At 72.9% G+C, this 20,019-nt stretch carries 18 protein-coding genes; 8 read left to right on the top strand and 10 right to left on the bottom strand.

Annotation, left to right across the window (positions count from 1 at the left end; genetic code table 11):
• Positions 1–35: 35 nt before the first annotated feature.
• The 8 genes from IF43_RS0119770 to IF43_RS36610 all read right to left on the bottom strand — a co-directional run bounded on the left by IF43_RS0119770 (position 36) and on the right by IF43_RS36610 (position 7,784).
• Positions 36–926, bottom strand: coding sequence for a DUF5936 domain-containing protein (locus IF43_RS0119770; RefSeq protein ID WP_030202158.1), 891 nt, complete (start codon positions 924–926; stop codon positions 36–38).
• A gap of 19 nt (positions 927–945) precedes the next feature.
• On the bottom strand, positions 946–1,884 hold the full coding sequence (locus tag IF43_RS0119765; protein WP_030202155.1) for a type II secretion system F family protein: 939 nt from the start codon (positions 1,882–1,884) through the stop codon (positions 946–948).
• Between the two features lie 171 nt (positions 1,885–2,055).
• Positions 2,056–3,393: a CpaF family protein gene (locus IF43_RS0119760; RefSeq protein ID WP_030202152.1), complete on the bottom strand. Its 1,338-nt coding sequence runs from the start codon at positions 3,391–3,393 to the stop codon at positions 2,056–2,058.
• Positions 3,393–3,818, bottom strand: a complete 426-nt coding sequence (locus tag IF43_RS0119755) for a TadE/TadG family type IV pilus assembly protein (protein WP_078910293.1) — start codon at positions 3,816–3,818, stop codon at positions 3,393–3,395. Before IF43_RS0119755 ends, IF43_RS0119760 begins: the two co-directional genes overlap by 1 nt.
• 1 nt (position 3,819) lies before the next feature.
• Entirely contained in the window at positions 3,820–4,260 is a 441-nt protein-coding gene (locus tag IF43_RS0119750) for a TadE/TadG family type IV pilus assembly protein (protein WP_234332333.1), read from the bottom strand.
• Positions 4,261–4,507: 247 nt separating this feature from the next.
• Positions 4,508–5,863, bottom strand: coding sequence for an AAA family ATPase (locus tag IF43_RS0119745; protein WP_051795653.1), 1,356 nt, complete (start codon positions 5,861–5,863; stop codon positions 4,508–4,510).
• Between the two features lie 7 nt (positions 5,864–5,870).
• Entirely contained in the window at positions 5,871–6,569 is a 699-nt protein-coding gene (cpaB, locus tag IF43_RS0119740) for a Flp pilus assembly protein CpaB (protein ID WP_030202144.1), read from the bottom strand.
• 228 nt (positions 6,570–6,797) lie between these two features.
• Positions 6,798–7,784 carry a hypothetical protein gene (locus IF43_RS36610; protein WP_037889198.1) on the bottom strand — a complete coding sequence of 329 codons (987 nt, stop codon included), beginning with the start codon at positions 7,782–7,784 and terminating at the stop codon, positions 6,798–6,800.
• A gap of 258 nt (positions 7,785–8,042) precedes the next feature.
• Here IF43_RS36610 and IF43_RS0119730 point away from each other — a divergent pair, with 258 nt between their 5' ends.
• Both IF43_RS0119730 and IF43_RS0119725 read left to right on the top strand, forming a co-directional pair.
• Positions 8,043–9,761, top strand: coding sequence for a chitinase (locus IF43_RS0119730; RefSeq protein WP_030202139.1), 1,719 nt, complete (start codon positions 8,043–8,045; stop codon positions 9,759–9,761).
• A 242-nt stretch (positions 9,762–10,003) separates the two neighbouring features.
• Positions 10,004–11,335 carry a M14 family metallopeptidase gene (locus IF43_RS0119725; protein ID WP_030202136.1) on the top strand — a complete coding sequence of 444 codons (1,332 nt, stop codon included), beginning with the start codon at positions 10,004–10,006 and terminating at the stop codon, positions 11,333–11,335.
• A gap of 72 nt (positions 11,336–11,407) precedes the next feature.
• Here the strand turns inward: IF43_RS0119725 and IF43_RS0119720 are convergent, their stop codons facing one another.
• Positions 11,408–11,824 (bottom strand): RidA family protein, encoded by a 417-nt coding sequence (locus IF43_RS0119720; protein ID WP_030202135.1) that lies wholly within the window; start codon positions 11,822–11,824, stop codon positions 11,408–11,410.
• A 142-nt stretch (positions 11,825–11,966) separates the two neighbouring features.
• On the opposite strand from IF43_RS0119720, the gene IF43_RS0119715 reads away from it, so the two are divergent.
• From IF43_RS0119715 to IF43_RS0119705, 3 genes are all read left to right on the top strand, one after another.
• Positions 11,967–13,277, top strand: a complete 1,311-nt coding sequence (locus tag IF43_RS0119715; RefSeq protein ID WP_030202134.1) for an alanine racemase — start codon at positions 11,967–11,969, stop codon at positions 13,275–13,277.
• A 158-nt stretch (positions 13,278–13,435) separates the two neighbouring features.
• A complete protein-coding gene (locus IF43_RS0119710; RefSeq protein ID WP_030202131.1) occupies positions 13,436–15,010 on the top strand; it encodes an amidohydrolase family protein in 1,575 nt (524 codons plus the stop codon).
• 162 nt (positions 15,011–15,172) lie between these two features.
• Complete coding sequence (locus IF43_RS0119705) at positions 15,173–16,183, top strand: YdcF family protein (protein WP_030202129.1); 1,011 nt, start codon at positions 15,173–15,175, stop codon at positions 16,181–16,183.
• 42 nt (positions 16,184–16,225) lie between these two features.
• Here the strand turns inward: IF43_RS0119705 and IF43_RS0119700 are convergent, their stop codons facing one another.
• A complete protein-coding gene (locus IF43_RS0119700; RefSeq protein WP_030202126.1) occupies positions 16,226–16,810 on the bottom strand; it encodes an isochorismatase family protein in 585 nt (194 codons plus the stop codon).
• Positions 16,811–17,059: 249 nt separating this feature from the next.
• On the opposite strand from IF43_RS0119700, the gene IF43_RS0119695 reads away from it, so the two are divergent.
• The 3 genes from IF43_RS0119695 to IF43_RS0119685 all read left to right on the top strand — a co-directional run bounded on the left by IF43_RS0119695 (position 17,060) and on the right by IF43_RS0119685 (position 19,957).
• Positions 17,060–18,271: a pyridoxal phosphate-dependent aminotransferase gene (locus IF43_RS0119695; protein WP_030202124.1), complete on the top strand. Its 1,212-nt coding sequence runs from the start codon at positions 17,060–17,062 to the stop codon at positions 18,269–18,271.
• Between the two features lie 181 nt (positions 18,272–18,452).
• A complete protein-coding gene (locus IF43_RS0119690; RefSeq protein ID WP_030202121.1) occupies positions 18,453–18,830 on the top strand; it encodes a hypothetical protein in 378 nt (125 codons plus the stop codon).
• 209 nt (positions 18,831–19,039) lie between these two features.
• On the top strand, positions 19,040–19,957 hold the full coding sequence (locus IF43_RS0119685; RefSeq protein WP_078910292.1) for a DUF4436 family protein: 918 nt from the start codon (positions 19,040–19,042) through the stop codon (positions 19,955–19,957).
• The last annotated feature ends 62 nt before the right edge of the window (positions 19,958–20,019 follow it).

Raw genomic sequence — 20,019 nt, 5'->3', positions numbered from 1 at the left:
CACCACCCGCACCGCCCACGTCGCCCGCTCCCCCCTCATCCCGCGAGGAAGGAGTCGAAGTCGATGTCCGCGCCGTAGACGAACCCGCAGACCAGCAGGATCAGGGTGCCCGGCAGCAGGAAGGTGGTCACGGCGAACGTGGCCTTCGGGACGGCGCGGGCGGCCCGGCGGCGGGCCATCTGGGCGTCGGTGCGCCGCATGTCGTCGGCGATCTGGATGAGCGTCTCGACGATCGGCGAGCCGAGCTCCTCGCCCTGCTGCAGGGCGGTGACGAACTGGGCCACCTGCTCGGAGTCGTTGCGCCGGCGCAGCTCGTCGAAGGCCTGGCGGCGGCTGACGCCCATGTCCATCTGCCGCAGCGTGATGCGCACCTCGTCCGACCAGGGTCCCTGGTACTTGTCGGCCACCCGCTCCAGGGCCTGCCGGAAGCCCAGTCCCGCGCTGACCACGACGGCCAGGACGTCCAGGAAGTCGGGCAGCGTGCGCTCGATGTCGTCCCGCCGGACCCGGATCGCGGACCACAGGCCCACCTCGATCCAGAACAGCCCGAAGGCCACCATCAGCAACGCGAAGACGACCTGGCCGCGCAGGAGCATCGCGGCCGCGCCGAGCGCGCCCAGGAAGCCGTAGACCGCGCGCCGGGCGGCGTACCGGTCGATGGTCAGACCGTTGGGGTTGCCGGCCATGTCGATCTGGCGGCGCTTGCGGGCGACCCGCTTCGCCCCCATCAGGCGCAGCACGGCCGGGGCCCAGCGGATGCCGAGCCGGTCGACGGCGGAGCCCACGGCGGTGGTGCGGGTGGCACCGACCTCCAGGGCCAGCTCCAGATCGGAAGGGAGCTTGACCTCCGCCCGGTACATGCGGATGCCGTGGAACGCGCCGACCACGCACAGCGCGGCGGCCAGGGCGAGGAGCAGGGCGGTCATGTCGTGTGTCCCTCCCGCCTCAGACGTCGATCTTGGACATGCGACGGATGAGGACGAAGCCGACCGTGTAGAGCGCGATGGAGACGATCACCGCCATCTGGCCGACGAACGCCCCGGTCATCCGGTCCAGCGCGCCCGGCATCACGGCGTCCACGAGCAGCAGCGACCCGACGCCGAAGACCGGGACCGCGTACGCCGTGACCGTGACCTGGGAGAGCTGCGTGCGGACCTCGCGCCGGGTCTCCTTGCGCTCCTCCAGGGTGGTCGTCAGGTTGCGCAGGGAGCCCACGATCGCGCCGCCCGCGCGGTTGGACAGCACGAGCGTGGTGACGAGGACGACGAGCTCGCGCGAGGGCAGCCGCTCGGCCAGCTCGCCGAGGGCCTCGTCGATGGAGGCGCCGACGGCCAGCCGGTCGGTCACCCGGGCCAGCTCCTCCCCCGCCGGTGCCTCCAGCTCCTCCGCCGCCAGGCCGATGGCGGTACGGAGCGCCAGGCCGGCCTGGGCGGCGTTGGCGAGGATCCGGGAGAGCTCGGGGAGCTGGTTGATGAACTTCTCTATCCGCTTGGCACGCTGCCAGTTGAGGAAGGCGTTGGCGCCCCACAGGCCGATCAGGGCGGCGACCGGACCGAAGAAGCTGGCAAGCGCGGCGGAGGCGACCAGCCAGACGGCGGCCAGGCCCGCGACCGCGTAGACGAAGAACTCGCCGGGCGTCACGTCGAGGCCGGTGACGGCGAGCTTGCGCTCCAGCCGGCGCCCGAGGGCGGTCCCGCGGAGGCGCCGGTCCAGCCCCCGGAAGCGCCGCCGGCGGCCGGCGGTCTCGTACGGGCCGGCCACCGTGAGCCGGTCGATCAGCGCGGCCCGCTCGGCCCGGCCCTTGGAGTAGGCGTGCACGCCCATGACCACGAGGACGCAGCCCAGCAGGGTCACGCCGATCGTGATGAGCACGAGCTTGTTCATGGGTGGTCCGGCTTCCTGTGCGGAGCTGAGGCGGTTGACGGGGCTGACGACGACGGGACGGGGAGGGGGGAGGAGCAGTCGGCAGGAGTCAGGGGTACGGGGTACGGGGTACGGGGTACGGGGTCAGGAGTGCGGGGTCAGGGGTACGGGGTACGGAGTCACGAGTGCGGACTAGCGGGCGACCCGCGTGGCGAGCTGGTCGTCCGTGACCGCGACCCCGAAGGCCTGCGGGACCGGCTGGTTGTTCATGTAGAGGCGGTCGGCGATGCGGCGCGGCAGCGGGTAGTACTCGAAGTGGCCGTACACCCGGCCGTCGGACGCCATGGGCTGGGCGTGGAAGCGGCACACGGACGTGATGCGGAAGGGCTCGCGGCCGTGCGAGTCGAGGATGGCGATCTCGGTGATGCGACGGGCGCCGTCGGGATGGCGGGTGAGCTGGACGACCACGTCGACGGCGCTGTTGATCTGGTCCTGGAGGGCGACGAAGGGCACCTCGACCTCGGACATCGAGGCCAGCGTCTGCAGGCGCATGAGCGCGTCCTCGGCGCTGTTGGCGTGGACGGTGGCGAGCGAGCCGTCGTGACCGGTGGACATGGCCTGGAGCATGTCGAGCGTCTCGCCGCCGCGGACCTCGCCGACGATGATGCGGTCGGGGCGCATGCGCAGGGAGTTGCGGACGAGGTCGCGGATGGTGATGTGGCCCTTGCCCTCGACGTTCGGGGGGCGGGACTCCAGCCGGATGACGTGGGACTGCTGGAGCTGGAGCTCGGCGGAGTCCTCGATGGTGATGATGCGCTCGCCGTCCGGGATCAGACCGGAGAGGGCGTTGAGGAGCGTGGTCTTGCCGGTGCCGGTGGCTCCGGAGACGATCACGTTCATCTTGGCCTGCACGAGGCCCGCGAGGAGCAGCAGCATCTGCTCGTCGAGGGAGCCGAGGCCGAGGAGCTCGTGCAGGGTGTACGCCCGGGGGAAGCGGCGGATGGTGAGCGTGGCCCCGGTCAGCGACAGCGGCGGGATGATGACGTTGACGCGCTCGCCGCTGGGCAGGCGGGCGTCGACCATCGGATTGGCCTCGTCCACACGGCGGTTGACGGTGGACACGATGCGCTCGATGGTCTGCATCAGCTGCTCGTGCGAGGCGAAGCGCATGGGCAACTGCTCGACGCGGCCGCCGCGCTCCACGTAGATGTGGTCGGGCCCGTTGACCATGATCTCCGAGATGGAGGCGTCCTCCAGCAGCGGCTCCAGGATGCCCAGGCCCAGGGCCTCGTCGACGACGCGGCGGATCAGCTGCGAGCGCTCGACCGTCGAGAGCACCGGGCCCTCGCGGCTGATGATGTGGCCGAGGACGCGTTCCAGCCGGGCCCGCCGCTCTGCGGGGGCCAGCGCGGACATCTCCGCGAGGTCGATCTCCTCCAGCAGCTTCGCGCGGTAGGAGGCGACCAGGTGGCCGTCCTCGCGGGCGCTGTGCCGGTCCTCGGGGTGGCTGACGCGGGAGCGCAGGCTCATCAGTTGGTCCCGTTGTCGTTGGGCATGGTGGCCGTACGGGTGGCGGGGCCGAAGCTCAGGCCCGGGATGATCGAGGGCACGGAGACCGAGGCCGTGCAGGACACCGCGTCCCCACCACCGCACCCGGAGACCGTCAGCCGCGCCGAGACCCAGCCGCTGACGGCCGCGTGCCCCGCCACGTCGCCGTAGCCGGCTTGGGTGGCCTCCGAACGCGCGGCGGCCCGGGCGGCCGTACTGGCCTGCTGGGCGCAGTAGGCCGCCATCCCGAGCTGGATCGCGGCCAGCGCGATGAGCAGCAGGAACGGCACGAACCCGAGCGTCTCGAGCGCGGCCTGCCCCCGGTCGTGGCGCCGGACAGCGCCCCGCGGCGTGCGGCCGCCCCGCACCCGCGCGGGGCGGGGACGACGTTCCTGGTGTGCGCACATGTCAGTCGTCCGTCTCCTTCCGCGCGCCCGCGCTGGCCTCGATGGTCATCGGCAGGTTGAACAGGCCGGGGCTGAGCACGGGGACCTTCATGCGGACGGTCGCCCGGACGACACCGCCCACGTCCTCGCACGACGTGCTGGTGATCCACGAACCACCGACCTGCCCCCCGGCCGAGCACGCGCCCGGGCCGTGCACGGCCCCCGAGCGGGCCGCCTTGTCGGCGGCGTCCCCGGCGAGGCTGAAGGCGTACCCGATGGCGATGCACTGCCAGCCCATCAGCAGGAGCATCAGGATGAACGGCCAGACCCCGAGGAACTCGATCGCGGTCTGCCCGCGGTCCTCCCTCCGCAGCCGCGTCCACCGCTCCCCCCGCCCGTTCCAGGGGCCGGCGCCCTCCGAAGCCCCCTGCCAGGCCGCCCCGTTGGCAGAGACCCCGGTCAACGGCTCGAGGGAGTGCCGCCGGCAGGCTGGTCCGGAGGCAGGCCCGGGCCAGGGGTGGCCGCAGGCCAGGGCGAAGCCCCTTGCCCCTGGGGTGGGCCTGCCGCAGGGCCTGCAGGCCGTGCCGCGTCAAGCACCTCCCCCACACACCACGGGGCGGCCGGTAGAGGCACACACCCGCACCCGCACCTGAACCCCAGCCCGCACCCACACCGGCGCCCGCACCCGCACCCCACCCCGAACCCACCCCTCAGCCCTCCCCCGCCGGCGACCCCGCACCCGACCGCGACCCCGACCCGGACCCAGACCCGGACCCACCCCGCCGCCTCCACACCCCGATCGACCCGCGGTCCCCGCCCCCACCCCGCAACGCCAGTGCCTTCGCCCGCCCCCGCGAACCAGCCGCAGGCCCGGCACCGGCACCGTCCTCCTCCGGCCCCTTCGTCAACCCGAGTTCCCCCGCCAGCCCCCACAGGGCCTGCTTGACCGTCGACCGGTTGTCGAGGTCCTGGACGCGGCCCGCGTCGACGACGCCCTGGAGCTCCTTGAAGGCCGCGGGAACCGCGATGCGGGCCACCCGGGTCTTGGTGATCTTCTCTATCAGCGCGGGCTGGATCTCGGTGTTCTTGGTGTGGCGGTTGACGATCACCGTGGTCTCCTCGGCCTTGCGCACCTGCAGCCGCTCCCACATCCGCACCATCCGCTTGGCCGCCCGGACCGCGACCACGTCCGGGGTGGTGACCAGCACGGCCGTGTCGGCCATCTCGACGGCGGCCGCGTTCGCCCCGTCGAGGTGGGTGCCGCAGTCGATGACGACGAGCTCGTACCGGTTGCGCATCGCACTGACGATCTGCCGGGCCGCCCGGTCGGTGACCTCCTCGCCGCGTTCGCCCTCCGCCGGTGCCAGGAGCAGCGCGAGGCCGGTGCGGTGGTCGTAGACGGCGTCCTGGAGTACCCGCGGCGAGATGTCCTGGATGCCGGCCAGGTCCGCCATCGAGCGCCGGAACTGCACGTCCAGGTACGAGGCCACGTCGCCGGCCTGGAGGTCCATGTCCACCAGCGCGGTACGCCGCCCCGACGCGGCCGCCGCCAGGGCGAGCTGGACGGCCGTGAGGGTGGCGCCGACCCCGCCCTTGGCGCCGGTGACGGTGACGACCTGCCCGCCGGGGCCGGTGAACACGTCGCCGCCGCGCCCCAGGTGCCGCCGGACGCCCGCGGACCACTGGGCAGCCGCCTGGACGCGGGCGGCGAGCTCCTCGTACGACAGCGGCAGCCCGATCAGGCCGCGCGCGCCGGAGTCCATGGCTGCGGAGAACAGCCCCGGGCTCGCGTCGGCGGTGATGAGGACGACGCCGACGGCCGGGAAGCGCAGCGCGACCTCGCGGATCAGCTCCAGCGCCGGCACCGGTCCGATCCGCTCGTGGACGAGGACCACCTCGGGCAGTTCGTCGAGGGATTCGGCGGCCAGCCGGGCCAGGGTGTCGAGGAGGGTGGTGGAGTCGGTCACGGGCGGGCCGGGCTCGGCGGCCGGCAGCTGGCTCAGGAGGGTGGTGATGGAGCGGGTGGCGTCCGGGTCGCCGACCGCGGGCAGGATTCGCGTGGTCATCCGGGCCTCACTTGTCCCCTTCGAGGGTGTACGTACGGTCGCCGGGGCTCAGGGAAGTGGTGCTGCCGGGCACGACCAGGGCGAGGCGCAGGTGCTCCGCGAAGGTGTCGGCGTACACGACGCGCTGGACGTCCTTCGGTTCGAGCGCGAACGTGACGGGGACGGCCTCGGAGGGACTGCGGGGGGCGGCGCCCCGCTCGACGACGGTGGCCTTGCCGACGTCCAGGACGCGCGCGTCGGCCACCATGATCTTGGAGACGTCGGCGCCGTCCTTCTTGCCCTTGAAGGTCGCGATGACCGTGACCCGGTCACCGGGGCGGATCTTCCCGGCCACGCCCGGCTCGGCGTCGACCTTGACGGAGATCTCCTGCTCGCCGGGCTTGAGCTCGGGCCGGTCGACGAACATGTCGTCCTGGAGCAGCGAGCCGGCCTTGAGCGTGGTGAGCACCGTCTTCCCGCGGACCTCGGCCAGGTCCGTCACGGAGTTGTCCGGCAGCCAGCGCTTCGGGATCTTGATCTTCTCGAAGTCGGCGGGGCCGAGCTCCGTGTACGGTGCTATGTCGCCCTTCACGCGGTACGCCACGACCTCGGGGCCGACCTTGGAGTTCACGTCGGCGATGACGGAGAGGACCCCGAAGAAGGCACCCAGGGCGCACAGGACGGACAGCAGGAGCAGGATGACACCGCGTCGCTGGCGTGAGTTCATGAGCCGGGCTACCTACCTCGTCCTTGTCCCTGTTCGTCGTGGTCGTGCCGCACGTGTGCGGGGTGGTGCGCGCCCTCTACGTCGTCGTCCGCAGACCGGTCAGCTGCTCAGCCGCGCCAGCCGCCTCAGCCGCCCCCACCGCCCAGCCGCCCCCACCGCCCCATCTGCCCCAGCCGCCCCCGCCGCCCGGCCGGCCCGGCCGTCCCCGCCGGTCGGCCGCCCGGCCGCTCACGCCGCCGCCTTCCCCAGCGGCGCCGCGCAGAACCCGCAGCGGTCGCCGATGAGTTCGAGGCCGCACCAGTGGCACTGGGCCCGGCGCACCGAGGCGACCAGCTGGTACAGCACGGCGATGTCGGGGATGCCCGCGGCGAACTCGACCAGCCGGCCGGTCCCCCACCAGCGGGCGGAGTCCGCCGGCAGCGGGCTCTCGAGGACGCCCTGCACCTGCCAGGCGGGGGCGAGGTCGGAGGCCACCCAGTCGGAGGCGAGCTGGCCGCGCGCGAAGGTGAGCTGCGTAGCGAAGTCCGGCCCGGGCGGCAGCCCCGCCCCCACCGACGACCTGGCGACCACCGACCGCCCGGCACCCCCGGACCTGCCACCACCCCCGGACCTGCCACCACCCGCGGACCTGCCACCACCCGCGGATGTGCCACCACCCCCCGACCTGCCACCACCCGCGGACCTACCACCGCCCCCTGCCCGCTCCGAGCCCAACCGGGCCAGGTAGGGCGCGGGATTGGCCATGACCGCGAACTGCGAGCCGGGCACCCACGACCGCGCGTGCGTCTTCAGGCTGACCGGGACCCGGTCCAGCCGGGCCACCGACCCGAGCAGGGCGCCGGCGTAGACGTAGTGGGCGAGCAGGCGGGCCGCGGAGGCCAGGACGCCCGGGCTGAAGTCGGTGACGGAGAGCTGGCGCAGCTGACGGGCCAGCAGCGCGGTCCCGAGCGGCGGCAGATCGATGTCGAGCAGCGCGATCCGGTCACTTTCCAGGATCGCCCGAACGGTGTGCAGGCGCCGGACGAAGGCCACCGGAAGGGAGGACGGTACGAGCGCCACGACGTACCCGTGGCGTTCGAGCAAGCCCGTCATCTCGGCCAGCGAGGCCTCCAGTCCGGCGCCCTCGGGAGCCTGGAGGGCGGCGGCCGGGGGCGTGTGCCGGTCGGGGGCGGGCAGCACCAGGTCGAGGCTGGTCACTGCGATGGCGGTCGGCACGTGAATCCCCCATTCACCCCGTTCGCCGCGGGCGCGCGCTCACTGCGCGTCCACGGACGATCACTGCTCGTCCCTCCTGCGGAGCACCTTATCCGCGTGCCACCTGGGAAGGCAGGGCCTTGCGGCTTCCTGTTGTCCGACCTCTGACCAGAGTTGGCCGAAACCTTCGGCTGCGCGAAGCCTTGACAGCGGGATTGGTCTGGACCAACTTGGGGGCGGGCGCCCCCACTCGAATCCGCCTCCCCCCACGGAGCCTTCGTGAACCGCATCCGTCCCTCCGCCCTGCTCTGCGCCGGTGCGCTGACCGCCACCGCGGCCCTGACCGGAGCCCTCGCCGTCGCCGCCGCCGGCACCGCGTACGCCGCCGACGTCGACGTCGCCCGCAACGGCGGCTACGAGAACGGCCTCGCCAACTGGTCGTGCAGCGCCGGCAGCGGCAGCACCGTCGCCGCGCCCGTGCACGCCGGCGCGGCCGCCCTCAAGGCCACCCCCTCCGGCCAGGACAACGCCAGGTGCTCCCAGACCGTGACGGTCAGGCCGAACTCCACCTACACGCTCAGCGCGTGGGTCCAGGGCAGCTACGTCTACCTCGGCGCCACCGGCACCGGCACCTCCGACGCCTCCACCTGGACCCCGGGCGGCACCGGCGCGTGGCAGAAGCTGTCCACCACCTTCACCACCGGTGCGAACACCACCCAGGTCACCGTCTACACCCACGGCTGGTACGGCCAGCCCGCCTACCTCGCCGACGAGTTCAGCGTCTTCGGCCCGGACGGCGGCGGCGGCACGGACCCCGGCCCGACGGTCCCCGGCGCCCCGGCCGGCCTGTCCGCCGCGGGCGCCACCAGCTCCTCCGTCGACCTCTCCTGGAGCGCGGTCTCCGGGGCGAGCGGCTACTACGTCTACCAGGACGGCGTCCGGGTCAGGACGGTCGCCGGCGCCACCGCCGCCACGATCACCGGGCTCGCCGCCTCGACCTCGTACTCCTTCGGCGTGAGCGCGTACAACGCCGCCGGCGAGGGTCCGCGGTCCGCGCCGGTCACCGCCACCACGACCGCCGGCGGCGGCACCGACCCGGGCCCGAACCCCTCGGTGCCCAAGCACGCCCTGACCGGCTACTGGCAGAACTTCAACAACGGCGCCACCGTCCAGAAGCTCTCGGACGTCCAGGCGCAGTACGACATCATCGCGGTCGCCTTCGCCGACGCCACCACCACGCCCGGCGCCATCTCCTTCAACCTCGACTCGGCGGGCCTGGGCGGCTACACGGCCGCCCAGTTCAAGGCCGACATCGCCGCGAAGAAGGCGGCCGGCAAGTCCGTCGTCCTCTCCGTCGGCGGCGAGAAGGGCACCATCACGGTCAACGACTCGGCCTCCGCGACGAACCTGGCGAACTCGGCGTACGCGCTGATGCGGGAGTACGGCTTCAGCGGCATCGACATCGACCTGGAGAACGGCCTCGACGCCACCTACATGACCCAGGCGCTGCGCGCGCTGTCGCAGAAGGCCGGCCCGGGCCTGGTCCTCACCATGGCGCCGCAGACCATCGACATGCAGTCCACGTCGAACGCGTACTTCAAGACCGCGCTCAACATCAAGGACATCCTCACCGTCGTCAACATGCAGTACTACAACTCCGGCTCGATGCTCGGCTGCGACGGCAAGGTGTACTCCCAGGGCTCGGTGGACTTCCTGACCGCGCTCGCCTGCATCCAGCTGGAGGGCGGCCTCGCCCCCTCGCAGGTCGGCCTCGGGCTGCCGGCCTCGCCGAGCGGTGCGGGCAGCGGGTACGTCTCCCCGTCCGTCGTCAACAGCGCCCTCGACTGCCTGGCGCGGGGCGCCGGCTGCGGTTCGTTCAAGCCGAGCAGGACCTACCCGGGGCTGCGCGGGGCGATGACGTGGTCGACCAACTGGGACGCGAAGGCCGGCAACGCGTGGTCCGGCTCGGTGGGCCCGAAGGTCCACGGCCTGCCGTAGCCAACGGTCCTGACTTCCCGTAGCGGACGGTCTGCCGTAAGGGGCATCCCGGGCATGCCGCGCCCGGGGGGAGGGGGTGGGGCGGTGTACGACTTGCGGACATGCGCGTACGGCTTCCGGACGGTCCGGCGACGGCCGCGAACTTTGGCCGAACTACGACTCTTGACCGGTCCATGTCATGAGCGCACGCTGTGCGCGTCCGCACGGAGCCACCCCCACACCTCCGACCCCAGGAGATCTCAATGCGGCTACGCCCCAGGAAGGCCGCCACCCTCGCGGCCCTTCTCGCGCTCGCGCTCGGCGCACCCGCCGTCGGCGTGAGCGCCAGCGCCTCCCCGTCACCCGCCCCTTCCACCGCGACGCAGGACGAGGCGATCGTCCAGTACGAGATCCACGGACCCTCGACCGTCGCGGACCGGACGAAGATCGCCCGGACCGGGGTCGCGATCGACGAGGTCGACGCCCATTCGGTCGTCGTCAGCGCCGACACGGCGCAGGCGCGGCACCTGCGCCGGCTCGGCTACGTCCTCAAGGCCCTGCCGGGGCCGGGGAACCGCAGCGGCACGGGCGTCAAGCCCACTCCGTTCGACTTCCCGACCTCGGACGCGAGCTACCACAACTACGCGGAGATGAACGCCGAGATCAACACCCGGCTGGCCGCGTACCCGTCCATCATGAGCAAGCAGGTGATCGGGAAGTCCTACCAGGGCCGCGACCTGATCGCCATCAAGATCAGCGACAACGTCGGCACGGACGAGAACGAGCCGGAGGTGCTCTTCACGCACCACCAGCACGCCCGTGAGCACCTGACCGTCGAGATGGCCCTCTACCTGCTCCGCGAGTTCGGCGCCGGCTACGGCACCGACCCGCGCATCACCAAGATGGTCAACGAGCGCGAGATCTGGATCATCCCGGACCTCAACCCCGACGGCGGCGAGTACGACATCGCCTCCGGCTCCTACCGCTCGTGGCGCAAGAACCGCCAGCCCAACTCGGGCTCCTCGGCCGTGGGCACGGACCTGAACCGGAACTGGAACTACAAGTGGGGCTGCTGCGGCGGCTCCAGCTCCAGCAAGTCCTCCGAGACCTACCGCGGTCCGGCCCCCGAGTCGGCCCCCGAGGTCAAGGTCGTCTCCGACTTCGCGCGCAGCCGGGTGATCGGCGGCAAGCAGCAGATCACGGCCGCCATCGACTTCCACACCTACAGCGAACTGGTGCTCTGGCCGTACGGCTGGACGACCGCCGACACCGCGGCGGGCCTGACCGCCGACGACCAGAAGGCCTTCGCGACCGTCGGCCGGAAGATGGCGGCGAGCAACGGCTACACCCCCGAGCAGTCCAGCGACCTGTACATCACGGACGGGTCCATCGACGACTACCTCTGGGGCGCGCAGAAGATCTTCGCCTACACCTTCGAGATGTACCCGACCTCGTCCTGGGACGGCGGCTTCTACCCGCCCGACGAGGTGATCGAGCGCGAGACGAGCCGCAACCGGGACGCGGTGCTCCAGCTGCTGGAGAACGCGGACTGCATGTACCGCTCGATCGGCAAGGAGTCGACGTACTGCGTCTGACGACGCGGCTCGGCTCGGCTCCGTACGGACCGGGGGCGCCCCACCGCCAGGGGGGCGCCCCCTTCGCCCGTCCTAGCCCAGGACGGCGAGGGCGTCGATCTCGACCAGCAGGCCGGCGGGCAGGCCCACGTAGACCGTGGTGCGGGCGGGTGGGACCTCCTTCAGGTGCTCGTCGAAGTAGGCGTCGTAGATCTCGTTCAGCTCGGTGAAGTGGCCGGTGTCGGTGAGGTAGACGCGGAGCATCAGCACGTCGTCCCAGGTCGCGCCGCCCGCCTCCAGCACGGAGCGGACGTTCTCCAGGGTCTGGAGGGTCTGGGCGCGCAGGTCGGGCCCGGCCGGGGTGGGCGGCTGTCCCTCGACGGCGGGCAGGAAGCCGACCTGGCCGGCGACCTGGAGGATGTTCCCCTTGCGCACCCCCTGGGAGAACCGGGCGGGCGGGGCGGGGTGGGTGGCCGGGGTGACCGCCACCTTCTCGTTGCTCTGGCTCACGTCACGTCACGTCCTTCGCGGCGGCTGCGGCCGTCCTCGCGGGTGGGGAGGCGCCCCGCGGCGGCGGGCGTCCTCCTGGACCGTACGTCCCCGCGGATGTTAGACAGCGGGGAGCAAGGCGTGCAACGACAGGAGGACTCTGATGGACACGGTGCGGGAGCTCGCGCGCGAGGCCGCGGACCACCGCTTCAAGGGCCTCCCGCCGGACGCGGCGGCCGCCCGCCTCACCGTCGGCGAACTCGCGGAGCAGCGGCGCGACTTGTATACGGGCGGGTTCACCACCCCGGTGCTGACCCTGTCGGCCGAGGCACTGGAGCACAACCTCACCGCCCTGCAGACCTACGCCGCCCGGCACGGCCTCGCCTTCGCCCCGCACGGCAAGACCTGCATGGCCCCGCAGCTGTTCCGCCGGCAGCTCGAGGAGGGCGCCTGGGGCATCACGGCCGCCGTGCCCCACCAGGCGCGGGTCTACCGGGCGTTCGGCATCCGCCGCATCTTCCTCGCCAACGAGCTGGTCGACCGCGCCGCCCTGGCCTGGGTGGCCCACGAGCTGGCGGCCGATCCGGAGTTCCGGCTCGTCTGCTACGTCGACTCCGTGCGCGGCGTCGAGCTGATGGAGGCGGCGCTGACCGACGCGTGGGACGGGCTGGCCGCCGGCCCCGGGGCGGTGCGGCCGCTGGAGGTGGTCGTCGAGCTCGGCGCGGGCGCGGAGGGCCGTACCGGCGCCCGGACCGAGGCCGAGTGCACGGCCGTCGCCGACGCGGTGGCCGCCGCCGGCACCCTGCGCCTGGTGGGCGTGGCCGGGTACGAGGCCACCATGCCGGGCGCGGACGCCGACACCGTGCGGGCCTGGCTGCGCCGGCTGACCGGGCTCGCCGCCGAGTTCGACAAGGCGGGCCGGTTCACGGGCACCGGGGCCGCGGAGATCATCGTCAGCGCGGGCGGCAGCGAGTGGTTCGACGCCGTCGCCGAGGTGTTCGCCGAGATCCCCGAGCTGTCCCTGCCGGTGCTCCGGCTGCTGCGGTCCGGCGCGTACGTGTCGCACGACCGCGGCTGGTACGAGGGGCTGACCCCGTTCAACCGCGTCCCGGAGGAGGGCGGCCTGCTGCCGGCCTTCCGGCTGTGGACCCAGGTGGTGTCCCGCCCCACGCCCAGCCAGGCGTTCGTCAACGCCGGGAAGCGCGACATCGCGTACGACCTCGGGCTGCCGGTGGTCGAGGCGGTGCGCGGGGCCCGCGACGGGGTGGAGCGGCCGGCCCCGGACGGCGTCGCGGTGGTCAAGCTCTCGGACCAGCACGCGTGGCTGGAGACCGCGGGCGCGGACGACCTGGAGGTCGGGGACTGGGTGGCCCTCGGCATGGCCCACCCGTGCACGATCTTCGAGAAGTGGCCCCTGATCCCGGTGGTGGACGGGGAGGGGAAGGTCGTGGAGTTCGTGCGGACCTTCTTCTGACCTGCCTTCGATCCGCCTCCGGTCCGCCTTCGGTCCGATTTCGGTCCGCGTTTCGGTCCGCGTTTCGGTCCGCGTTCTGGTCCGTGTTCCGGTCCGTGTTCTGATCCGTCTTTGATCCGTCTTTGATCCGTACGACCGGCCGCCGGGGGGGCGAGGGCATGGATCTGGTCATCCGCGGGGTCCGCGTGGTCGACGGCGGCGGCGGCCCCTCGTACACCGCGGACGTGGGCGTGCACGAGGGCCGGATCACCGCCGTCGGCCGCATCCGGTCCGGCGGACGGACCACGCTCGACGGCCACGGCCTCGCCCTCGCCCCCGGCTTCACCGACATGCACGCCCACAGCGACCTCGCCCTGCTGCGCGACCCGGACCACAGCGCGAAGGCCGCCCAGGGCGTGACGCTCGAGGTGCTGGGCCAGGACGGACTGTCGTACGCCCCCGTGGACGACCGCACCCTGGCCGAGGTGCGCACCGCCATCGCGGGCTGGCACGGCGACGGCTCCGACCTGGCGATGGACTGGCGGACCGTCGGGGAGTACCTGGACCGCCTCGACCACGGCTTCGGCGGTGCCGGCATCGCGGTCAACGCCGCCTACCTGGTCCCGCAGGGGACCGTACGGGCGTACGTGCTGGGCTGGACCGACCGGCCGCCCACGGCCCCCGAGCTGGACCGGATGCGGGCGCTGGTCGCCCAGGGGCTGGCGGAGGGGGCGTACGGCATGTCCTCCGGGCTGACGTACACGCCCGGGATGTACGCCGACGGGGCCGAACTGGCCGAGCTGTGCCGGGTGGTGGCCGACCACGGCGGCTACTACTGCCCGCACCACCGCTCGTACGGGCGCGGGGCGCTGGCCGCGTACGACGAGATGATCGCGCTCGCCCGGGAGGCGGGCTGCGCGCTCCACCTGGCCCACGCCACCCTGAACTTCGCCGAGAACGCGGGCCGGGCGGGCGAGCTGCTGGCCCGGCTGGACGCGGCGCTGGCGGCCGGGGTGGACGTCACCCTCGACACCTACCCCTACACCCCCGGCTGCACCACGCTGGCGGCGCTGCTGCCGAGCTGGGCCCACGAGGGCGGGCCGGAGGCCCTGCTGGCCCGGCTGCGGGACGGCGCGACCGCCGAGCGGATCCGGTACGCGCTGGAGGTGGCGGGCTCGGACGGCTGCCACGGCGTGCCCGTGGACTGGTCGTCGGTGGAGGTGTCCGGGGTGGTCGACCCCGCACTCGCGGGGTGGGTGGGGCGGCGGCTCCAGGGGTGGGCGGGCGCGCGGGAGCTGCTGCTGGCCGACCGGCTGGGGCCGACGGTGCTGCAGCACGTGGGCCACGAGGACAACGTCCGGGCGATCATGCGGCATCCGGTGCACACGGGCGGCTCCGACGGCATCCTGCAGGGCGCCAGGCCGCACCCGCGGGCGTACGGCACCTTCCCGCACTACCTGGGGCACTACGTGCGCGAGCTGGGCGTGCTGACGCTGGAGGAGTGCGTGGCGCACCTGGCCGGCCGGCCGGCGGCCCGGCTGGGGCTGGCGGACCGGGGGCTGGTGCGCGAGGGGTACCGGGCGGACCTGGTGCTCTTCGACCCGGCGACGGTGGCGGCGGGGGCGGACTTCGCCGCGCCGCGCCGGCCGCCGACGGGCATCCCGTACGTGCTGGTCGACGGCCGGTTCGTGATCCGGGACGGACGGCGGACGGACGTCCTGGCGGGGCGGGCGCTGCGGCGGGGGCGGGGCTGAGGACGGGGCTGGGGGCGGGGTTGGGGGGTGCGGGGTGAGGGCGGGCCGACCTCGTGGGCTTCCGGCCGGCTTCGGGCCGGCTTCTGGCAGCTTCTGGCGGCCTCCTACGGCTTCTGGCGGCTTCTGACGGGCTTCTGACGGACCGGTTCCTACGATGGCGCCATGCTGGTTTTCGTCCCCGCCGTCCTGCTCTTCGCCGCCTTCTGCCTGAGCGTCCGCGAGGACCGGCGCCGCTTCCAGAACGCGGTGCTCCTGGGCCTGACCTGCATCTGCCTCTCGCTCGCGCTCCTGTGGCAGGTCTCGCACCTGCCGCCGCTGGCCGCGGAGGTCGTCGTGATGGCGGTGTTCGTCCTGCCCGTGCTGGGGGCCGCGGCGCTGGGGGTGTTCCTGGTCGCCAACGGCCTGACCATGGCCCGCAGGGAGGGCCGGCGGCCGGCGAACCTGCTCTCCCTGATGGCGGGGGCGGGCGTCTTCGTGATGATGGCCCTGGTGGCCGCGGTCGGGGTCTCGGGCTCGCCGCTGCTCGACGGCATCGTCGTGACACTGGTGATGCTGGTCGCCTACGTGTCGTTCCTCTTCCTGTGCTTCCTCGGGTACGCGTACCTGTACGGGCGCATCGAGGTCCGCGGCGACGTGGACTACGTCGTGATGCTGGGCTCGGGGCTGGCCGGCGGGGAGCGGGTCCCGCCGCTGCTCGCCTCCCGGTTGGCGAAGGGCCGGGAGATCTACGCCGCCCAGCGGGCCCGCGGCGCCGCCGGACCCCTGCTGCTGACCTCCGGCGGCCAGGGCCCGGACGAGCGCCTGCCGGAGGCCCGGGCGATGGCGGACTGGCTGCGCGGGCAGGGGGTGCCGGAGGAGCACCTGCGGCGCGAGGAGCGGTCCCGGACCACGGCGGAGAACCTGGCCTTCAGCCGGGAGCTGATGGAGGCGGAGTGCCCGGCCTACCGGTGCGTGGTGGTGACCAACAACTTCCACGCCTTCCGGGCGGCGATGACGGCCCGGAAGGCGGGGGTGAACGGGCAGGTGCTCGGCTCGCCGACGGCCCGCTACTTCTGGCCGAGCGCCACGATCCGGGAGTTCGTCGCGGTGTTCTGGGAACACCGGGCGGTCAACCTGAGCATCTGCGCCGGCATCGCCGTCTTCGGGGCGCTGGTCACGGCGGGTGGGATGTAGGCGGTCAGCGCTCGTACGCGCACCGACCGTCCGCCGCCCCGGTCAGCCCTTGAGGGCGGCCAGTACCTCGTCGGTGGTGGTGACGTGGCCGATGCGGGGGAAGATCTTGCCGAAGCTGTGGGCGTGCGAGTCGGCGTCCAGGTCGGTGGTGGCGTCCTGGACGAACAGCAGGCCGTAGCTCAGCTCCCACGCGCTGCGGGCGGTGGACTCGACGCCGATGCTGGTCGAGATGCCGCCGAGGACGATGGTGTCGATGCCGCGGCGGCGCAGCTGGAGGTCGAGCTCGGTGCCGGTGAAGGCGCCCCAGTGGCGCTTGGTGACGACGACGTCCTGCTCCGTGCCGGGGCCGCCGGTGAGCTCCGCCGGGAGCTCCGAGAACTCCGCGGGCGGCGCGGTGTCGGGGAAGGTGCGGCGGTCGACGTCGGCCGGGGGGAGGTCGCCGCCGTCGGGGTGGAAGGCGACCTTGACCAGGACGACCGGTAGGCCGCGGGTGCGGAAGGCCTCGGCGAGCCGGACGGCCCGGCGCAGGATCTCGTCGGTGGGGTGGACGGTGTCGCGGGCGAGGATGCCCTTCTGGAGGTCGACGAGCACGAGTGCGGTGCGGTCGGTGAGCTGCGGGGCGGTCATGGGACTCCTTGGGTTCGCGGCCGGCCCGGGTGATCGTCGCACCGAGTGCACCAACGTGACGAGCGCAACACGAGCGCTTCGGCCGGTCTCCGTCGGGCGCGAACCGCAGGTCGCGGGGGGTCGACGGCCACGATTCGAAGGACTCCGCGGCGCCGCGCCCTTCCGAAGGCCGAAACCGGACATATCTCTGACGGGTGGCGGGGCGGAAAGTCCCAGCAGCGCGGGTGGCGGGCGCCGTAGAGTCCTGTCATGCAGGTGATCCAGTCGACGAAGCTCGCGAACGTCTGTTACGAGATCCGGGGCCCCGTGCTCGAGGAGGCGATGCGGCTCGAAGCAGCAGGTCATCGCATCCTCAAGCTCAACACCGGGAACCCGGCGGCGTTCGGTTTCGAGTGCCCGCCCGAGATCCTCGAGGACATGCTCCGCAACCTGGGCAGCGCCCACGGCTACGGTGACGCCAAGGGCCTCCTCGCGGCACGGCGTGCGGTCATGCAGCACTACCAGACCAAGGGCATCGACCTGGACGTCGAGGACATCTACCTCGGTAACGGCGTCTCCGAGCTGATCCAGATGTCGATGCAGGCCCTGCTCGACGACGGCGACGAGGTGCTGGTCCCCGCCCCGGACTACCCGCTGTGGACGGCCTCCGTCTCGCTGGCCGGCGGTACGGCGGTGCACTACCGCTGCGACGAGCAGTCCGACTGGATGCCCGACCTCGCGGACATCGAGCGGAAGATCACCGACCGCACCCGCGCCCTGGTGATCATCAACCCGAACAACCCGACCGGCGCGGTCTACGACGACGAGATGCTGCGCGGGCTCACCGACATCGCCCGCCGCCACAACCTGATCGTCTGCTCGGACGAGATCTACGACCGGATCCTCTACGACGGCGTCACGCACACCAACACCGCCACGATCGCGCCCGACCTGCTCGTGCTGACGTTCAACGGCCTGTCCAAGAACTACCGGGTGGCCGGCTACCGCAGCGGCTGGCTGGCGGTCTGCGGCCCCAAGCAGCACGCGTCCTCGTACATCGAGGGCCTGACGATCCTGGCCAACATGCGCCTGTGCGCGAACATGCCCTCGCAGTACGCGGTGGCCACCGCGCTGGGCGGCCGCCAGTCCATCGAGGACCTCGTGCTGCCCGGCGGCCGGATCCTGGAGCAGCGCAACGTCGCACACGACCTGCTCACCCGGATCCCGGGCGTGACGTGCGTGAAGCCGAAGGGCGCCCTGTACGCCTTCCCGCGCCTGGACCCGGCCGTCTACAAGATCAAGGACGACCGGCAGATGGTCCTGGACCTGCTGCGGGCCGAGAAGATCATGGTCGTGCACGGTACGGGCTTCAACTGGCCCGAGCCGGACCACTTCCGCATCGTGACGCTGCCGAACGCCAAGGACCTGGCGGACGCCGTGACCCGGATCGGGAACTTCCTCGACGGGTACGGCCAGCACTGACCGACCTCCCCCCGCGGGCGCGGACACTGCAGCGCCCGCGGGAAGAGCACGCCCGGAGCCGGGCTCGCGGACGCCCTCCCGAGGCGGCCGCGGGCCCGGCTCGACGCTTTCTGGACGAGGCTCTACTTTAGAATCGATCCAAGGTAGGATGGTCTCCTGACCACGCCAGGAGGCCATCCTCATGTATGAGCCGATCCGCACCAAGTCGGTCCACCGCATGACCGGCCGGCCCGAGATCCCGCACCGCAGCCGCGGCGAGGAACTGGACATCCAGCTCGCCGGACACCTGGCCGCCCTGCTCACCGTCACCGACGAGCTCGGTCTCGACGACGCGGCCGAGGCGATCGCCACCCAGGTCGCGCGGCTGCGCGGCACCCCGCCGGCGCGGCACGCCGGCCGCACCGAGGCCGACACCGCCGCCCTGCACCGGCGCGCCCACGACCTCGCCGGCCGCGCGCTCGTCGTGGCCGCCTCCCGGGCCGACACCGCCGCCGCGATCCTCGCGGCCGGGCGGATGGACGCCCACGCCGCCGCGCTCGACGCAGCCGCGGCCCTCTGACGGCCCCGGTCCGGGGCCGCGGAGGCGCCGGACCGGGAGCCATGGCCCCGTCGGGATCCGCACCCGCGCGCAGGCCCCGCCCCCGCGCGGCAGGACCCGTCCCCACGCCCTGACGGGGGGCGCCCCCACCCGACACGCTCCCCCGGATGCGGCGGATCGGCGGCCCGGTGGACGACGATCGTGCTCCGCCCACCCTCGTCGGAGTCCCCATGGCCGCACCCCCGCCCACGCCTCCGCCCCCCGCCCCGCCCCGCCCGGGCCGCTCCCGGGCCTCGCTCCTGCCGGTCCTGCTGCCCATCGCGGTCCTGATCCTGGTCGCGGTGGGCGTGGGGTCGTGGCTGCAGTTCGCCGAGCGGCAGGCCGTCGAGACGGTCACCACCGCCGGGTCCGCGGCCCCGAACCGGGTGGACGTGGAGGCCGTCGTCCAACGCGTCGACGCCACGGCCAGGGAGCTGACACTGAGGGTCTGGGTCGTCCCGCGCGGGAACCTCGGCGAGGGCGACGGGGGCGCGCCGGTCGCCGACCTCGCCCTCCAGACCTCCGGGGCCACCCTCGGCGACCTGGAGTACCCCGCGCACGAGCGGATCGCCACCAAGGACGTCCAGGTCGCGCTCACGGGCGGGTCGGTCAGCGACTACCCGTTCGACACCTACGAGACCGACATCGCCTTCCGGGCCGAGCTCGGCGGCCGACAGGTGCCGGTGCGCCTGGTGTTCTCCAACAACGACACGCTCTTCTCGATCTCCGCGGACCCCGGCCCCTCCCGGCAGGAGGCGGTCATGGCGGTGGAGGTGACCCGCTCGGGCAGCGTGCTCGTCTTCGCCGTCTTCATGATGGTCGTCATGTGGGCGCTGGCCGCCTCCGTCCTCATCGGCACCTGGTACCTGACGACCCGGGGGGACGGCCTGGTCTGGCCCGCCCTCTCCTGGATGGCCGCCACCCTGTTCGCCCTCGCGGCGTTCCGCAACACCGCGCCCGGCTCGCCCCCGATCGGCTGCGTCCTGGACTGGTTCGCCTTCCTGTGGGCCGAGACCGTCATCGCCCTGAGCCTGATCGCGGTGGTCCTCACCGGGGTCCGCGCCGCCATCCGTCCGGACGCCACTCACCGTCCCCCGGCCGGCAGGTGACTTGGGACCGGCACGTCACCTGACGTTCACCCAACACGCCGCGGAATGTGGGTTTCCGCGAG

The organism is Streptomyces sp. NRRL S-87, assembly GCF_000719335.1.
Classification (GTDB): domain Bacteria; phylum Actinomycetota; class Actinomycetes; order Streptomycetales; family Streptomycetaceae; genus Streptomyces.
This window is presented reverse-complemented; position numbering and strand designations above follow the sequence as displayed.

What these genes read in the sequence shown, in the direction of transcription:
- IF43_RS0119770 (WP_030202158.1), bottom strand. Translation starts at nt 926, where the DNA reads ATGACCGCCCTGCTCCTCGCCCTGGCCGCCGCGCTGTGCGTGGTCGGC.
- IF43_RS0119765 (WP_030202155.1), bottom strand. Translation starts at nt 1,884, where the DNA reads ATGAACAAGCTCGTGCTCATCACGATCGGCGTGACCCTGCTGGGCTGC.
- IF43_RS0119760 (WP_030202152.1), bottom strand. Translation starts at nt 3,393, where the DNA reads ATGAGCCTGCGCTCCCGCGTCAGCCACCCCGAGGACCGGCACAGCGCC.
- IF43_RS0119755 (WP_078910293.1), bottom strand. Translation starts at nt 3,818, where the DNA reads ATGTGCGCACACCAGGAACGTCGTCCCCGCCCCGCGCGGGTGCGGGGC.
- IF43_RS0119745 (WP_051795653.1), bottom strand. Translation starts at nt 5,863, where the DNA reads ATGACCACGCGAATCCTGCCCGCGGTCGGCGACCCGGACGCCACCCGC.
- cpaB (WP_030202144.1), bottom strand. Translation starts at nt 6,569, where the DNA reads ATGAACTCACGCCAGCGACGCGGTGTCATCCTGCTCCTGCTGTCCGTC.
- IF43_RS0119725 (WP_030202136.1), top strand. Translation starts at nt 10,004, where the DNA reads ATGCGGCTACGCCCCAGGAAGGCCGCCACCCTCGCGGCCCTTCTCGCG.
- IF43_RS0119715 (WP_030202134.1), top strand. Translation starts at nt 11,967, where the DNA reads ATGGACACGGTGCGGGAGCTCGCGCGCGAGGCCGCGGACCACCGCTTC.
- IF43_RS0119710 (WP_030202131.1), top strand. Translation starts at nt 13,436, where the DNA reads ATGGATCTGGTCATCCGCGGGGTCCGCGTGGTCGACGGCGGCGGCGGC.
- IF43_RS0119705 (WP_030202129.1), top strand. Translation starts at nt 15,173, where the DNA reads ATGCTGGTTTTCGTCCCCGCCGTCCTGCTCTTCGCCGCCTTCTGCCTG.
- IF43_RS0119700 (WP_030202126.1), bottom strand. Translation starts at nt 16,810, where the DNA reads ATGACCGCCCCGCAGCTCACCGACCGCACCGCACTCGTGCTCGTCGAC.
- IF43_RS0119695 (WP_030202124.1), top strand. Translation starts at nt 17,060, where the DNA reads ATGCAGGTGATCCAGTCGACGAAGCTCGCGAACGTCTGTTACGAGATC.
- IF43_RS0119690 (WP_030202121.1), top strand. Translation starts at nt 18,453, where the DNA reads ATGTATGAGCCGATCCGCACCAAGTCGGTCCACCGCATGACCGGCCGG.
- IF43_RS0119685 (WP_078910292.1), top strand. Translation starts at nt 19,040, where the DNA reads ATGGCCGCACCCCCGCCCACGCCTCCGCCCCCCGCCCCGCCCCGCCCG.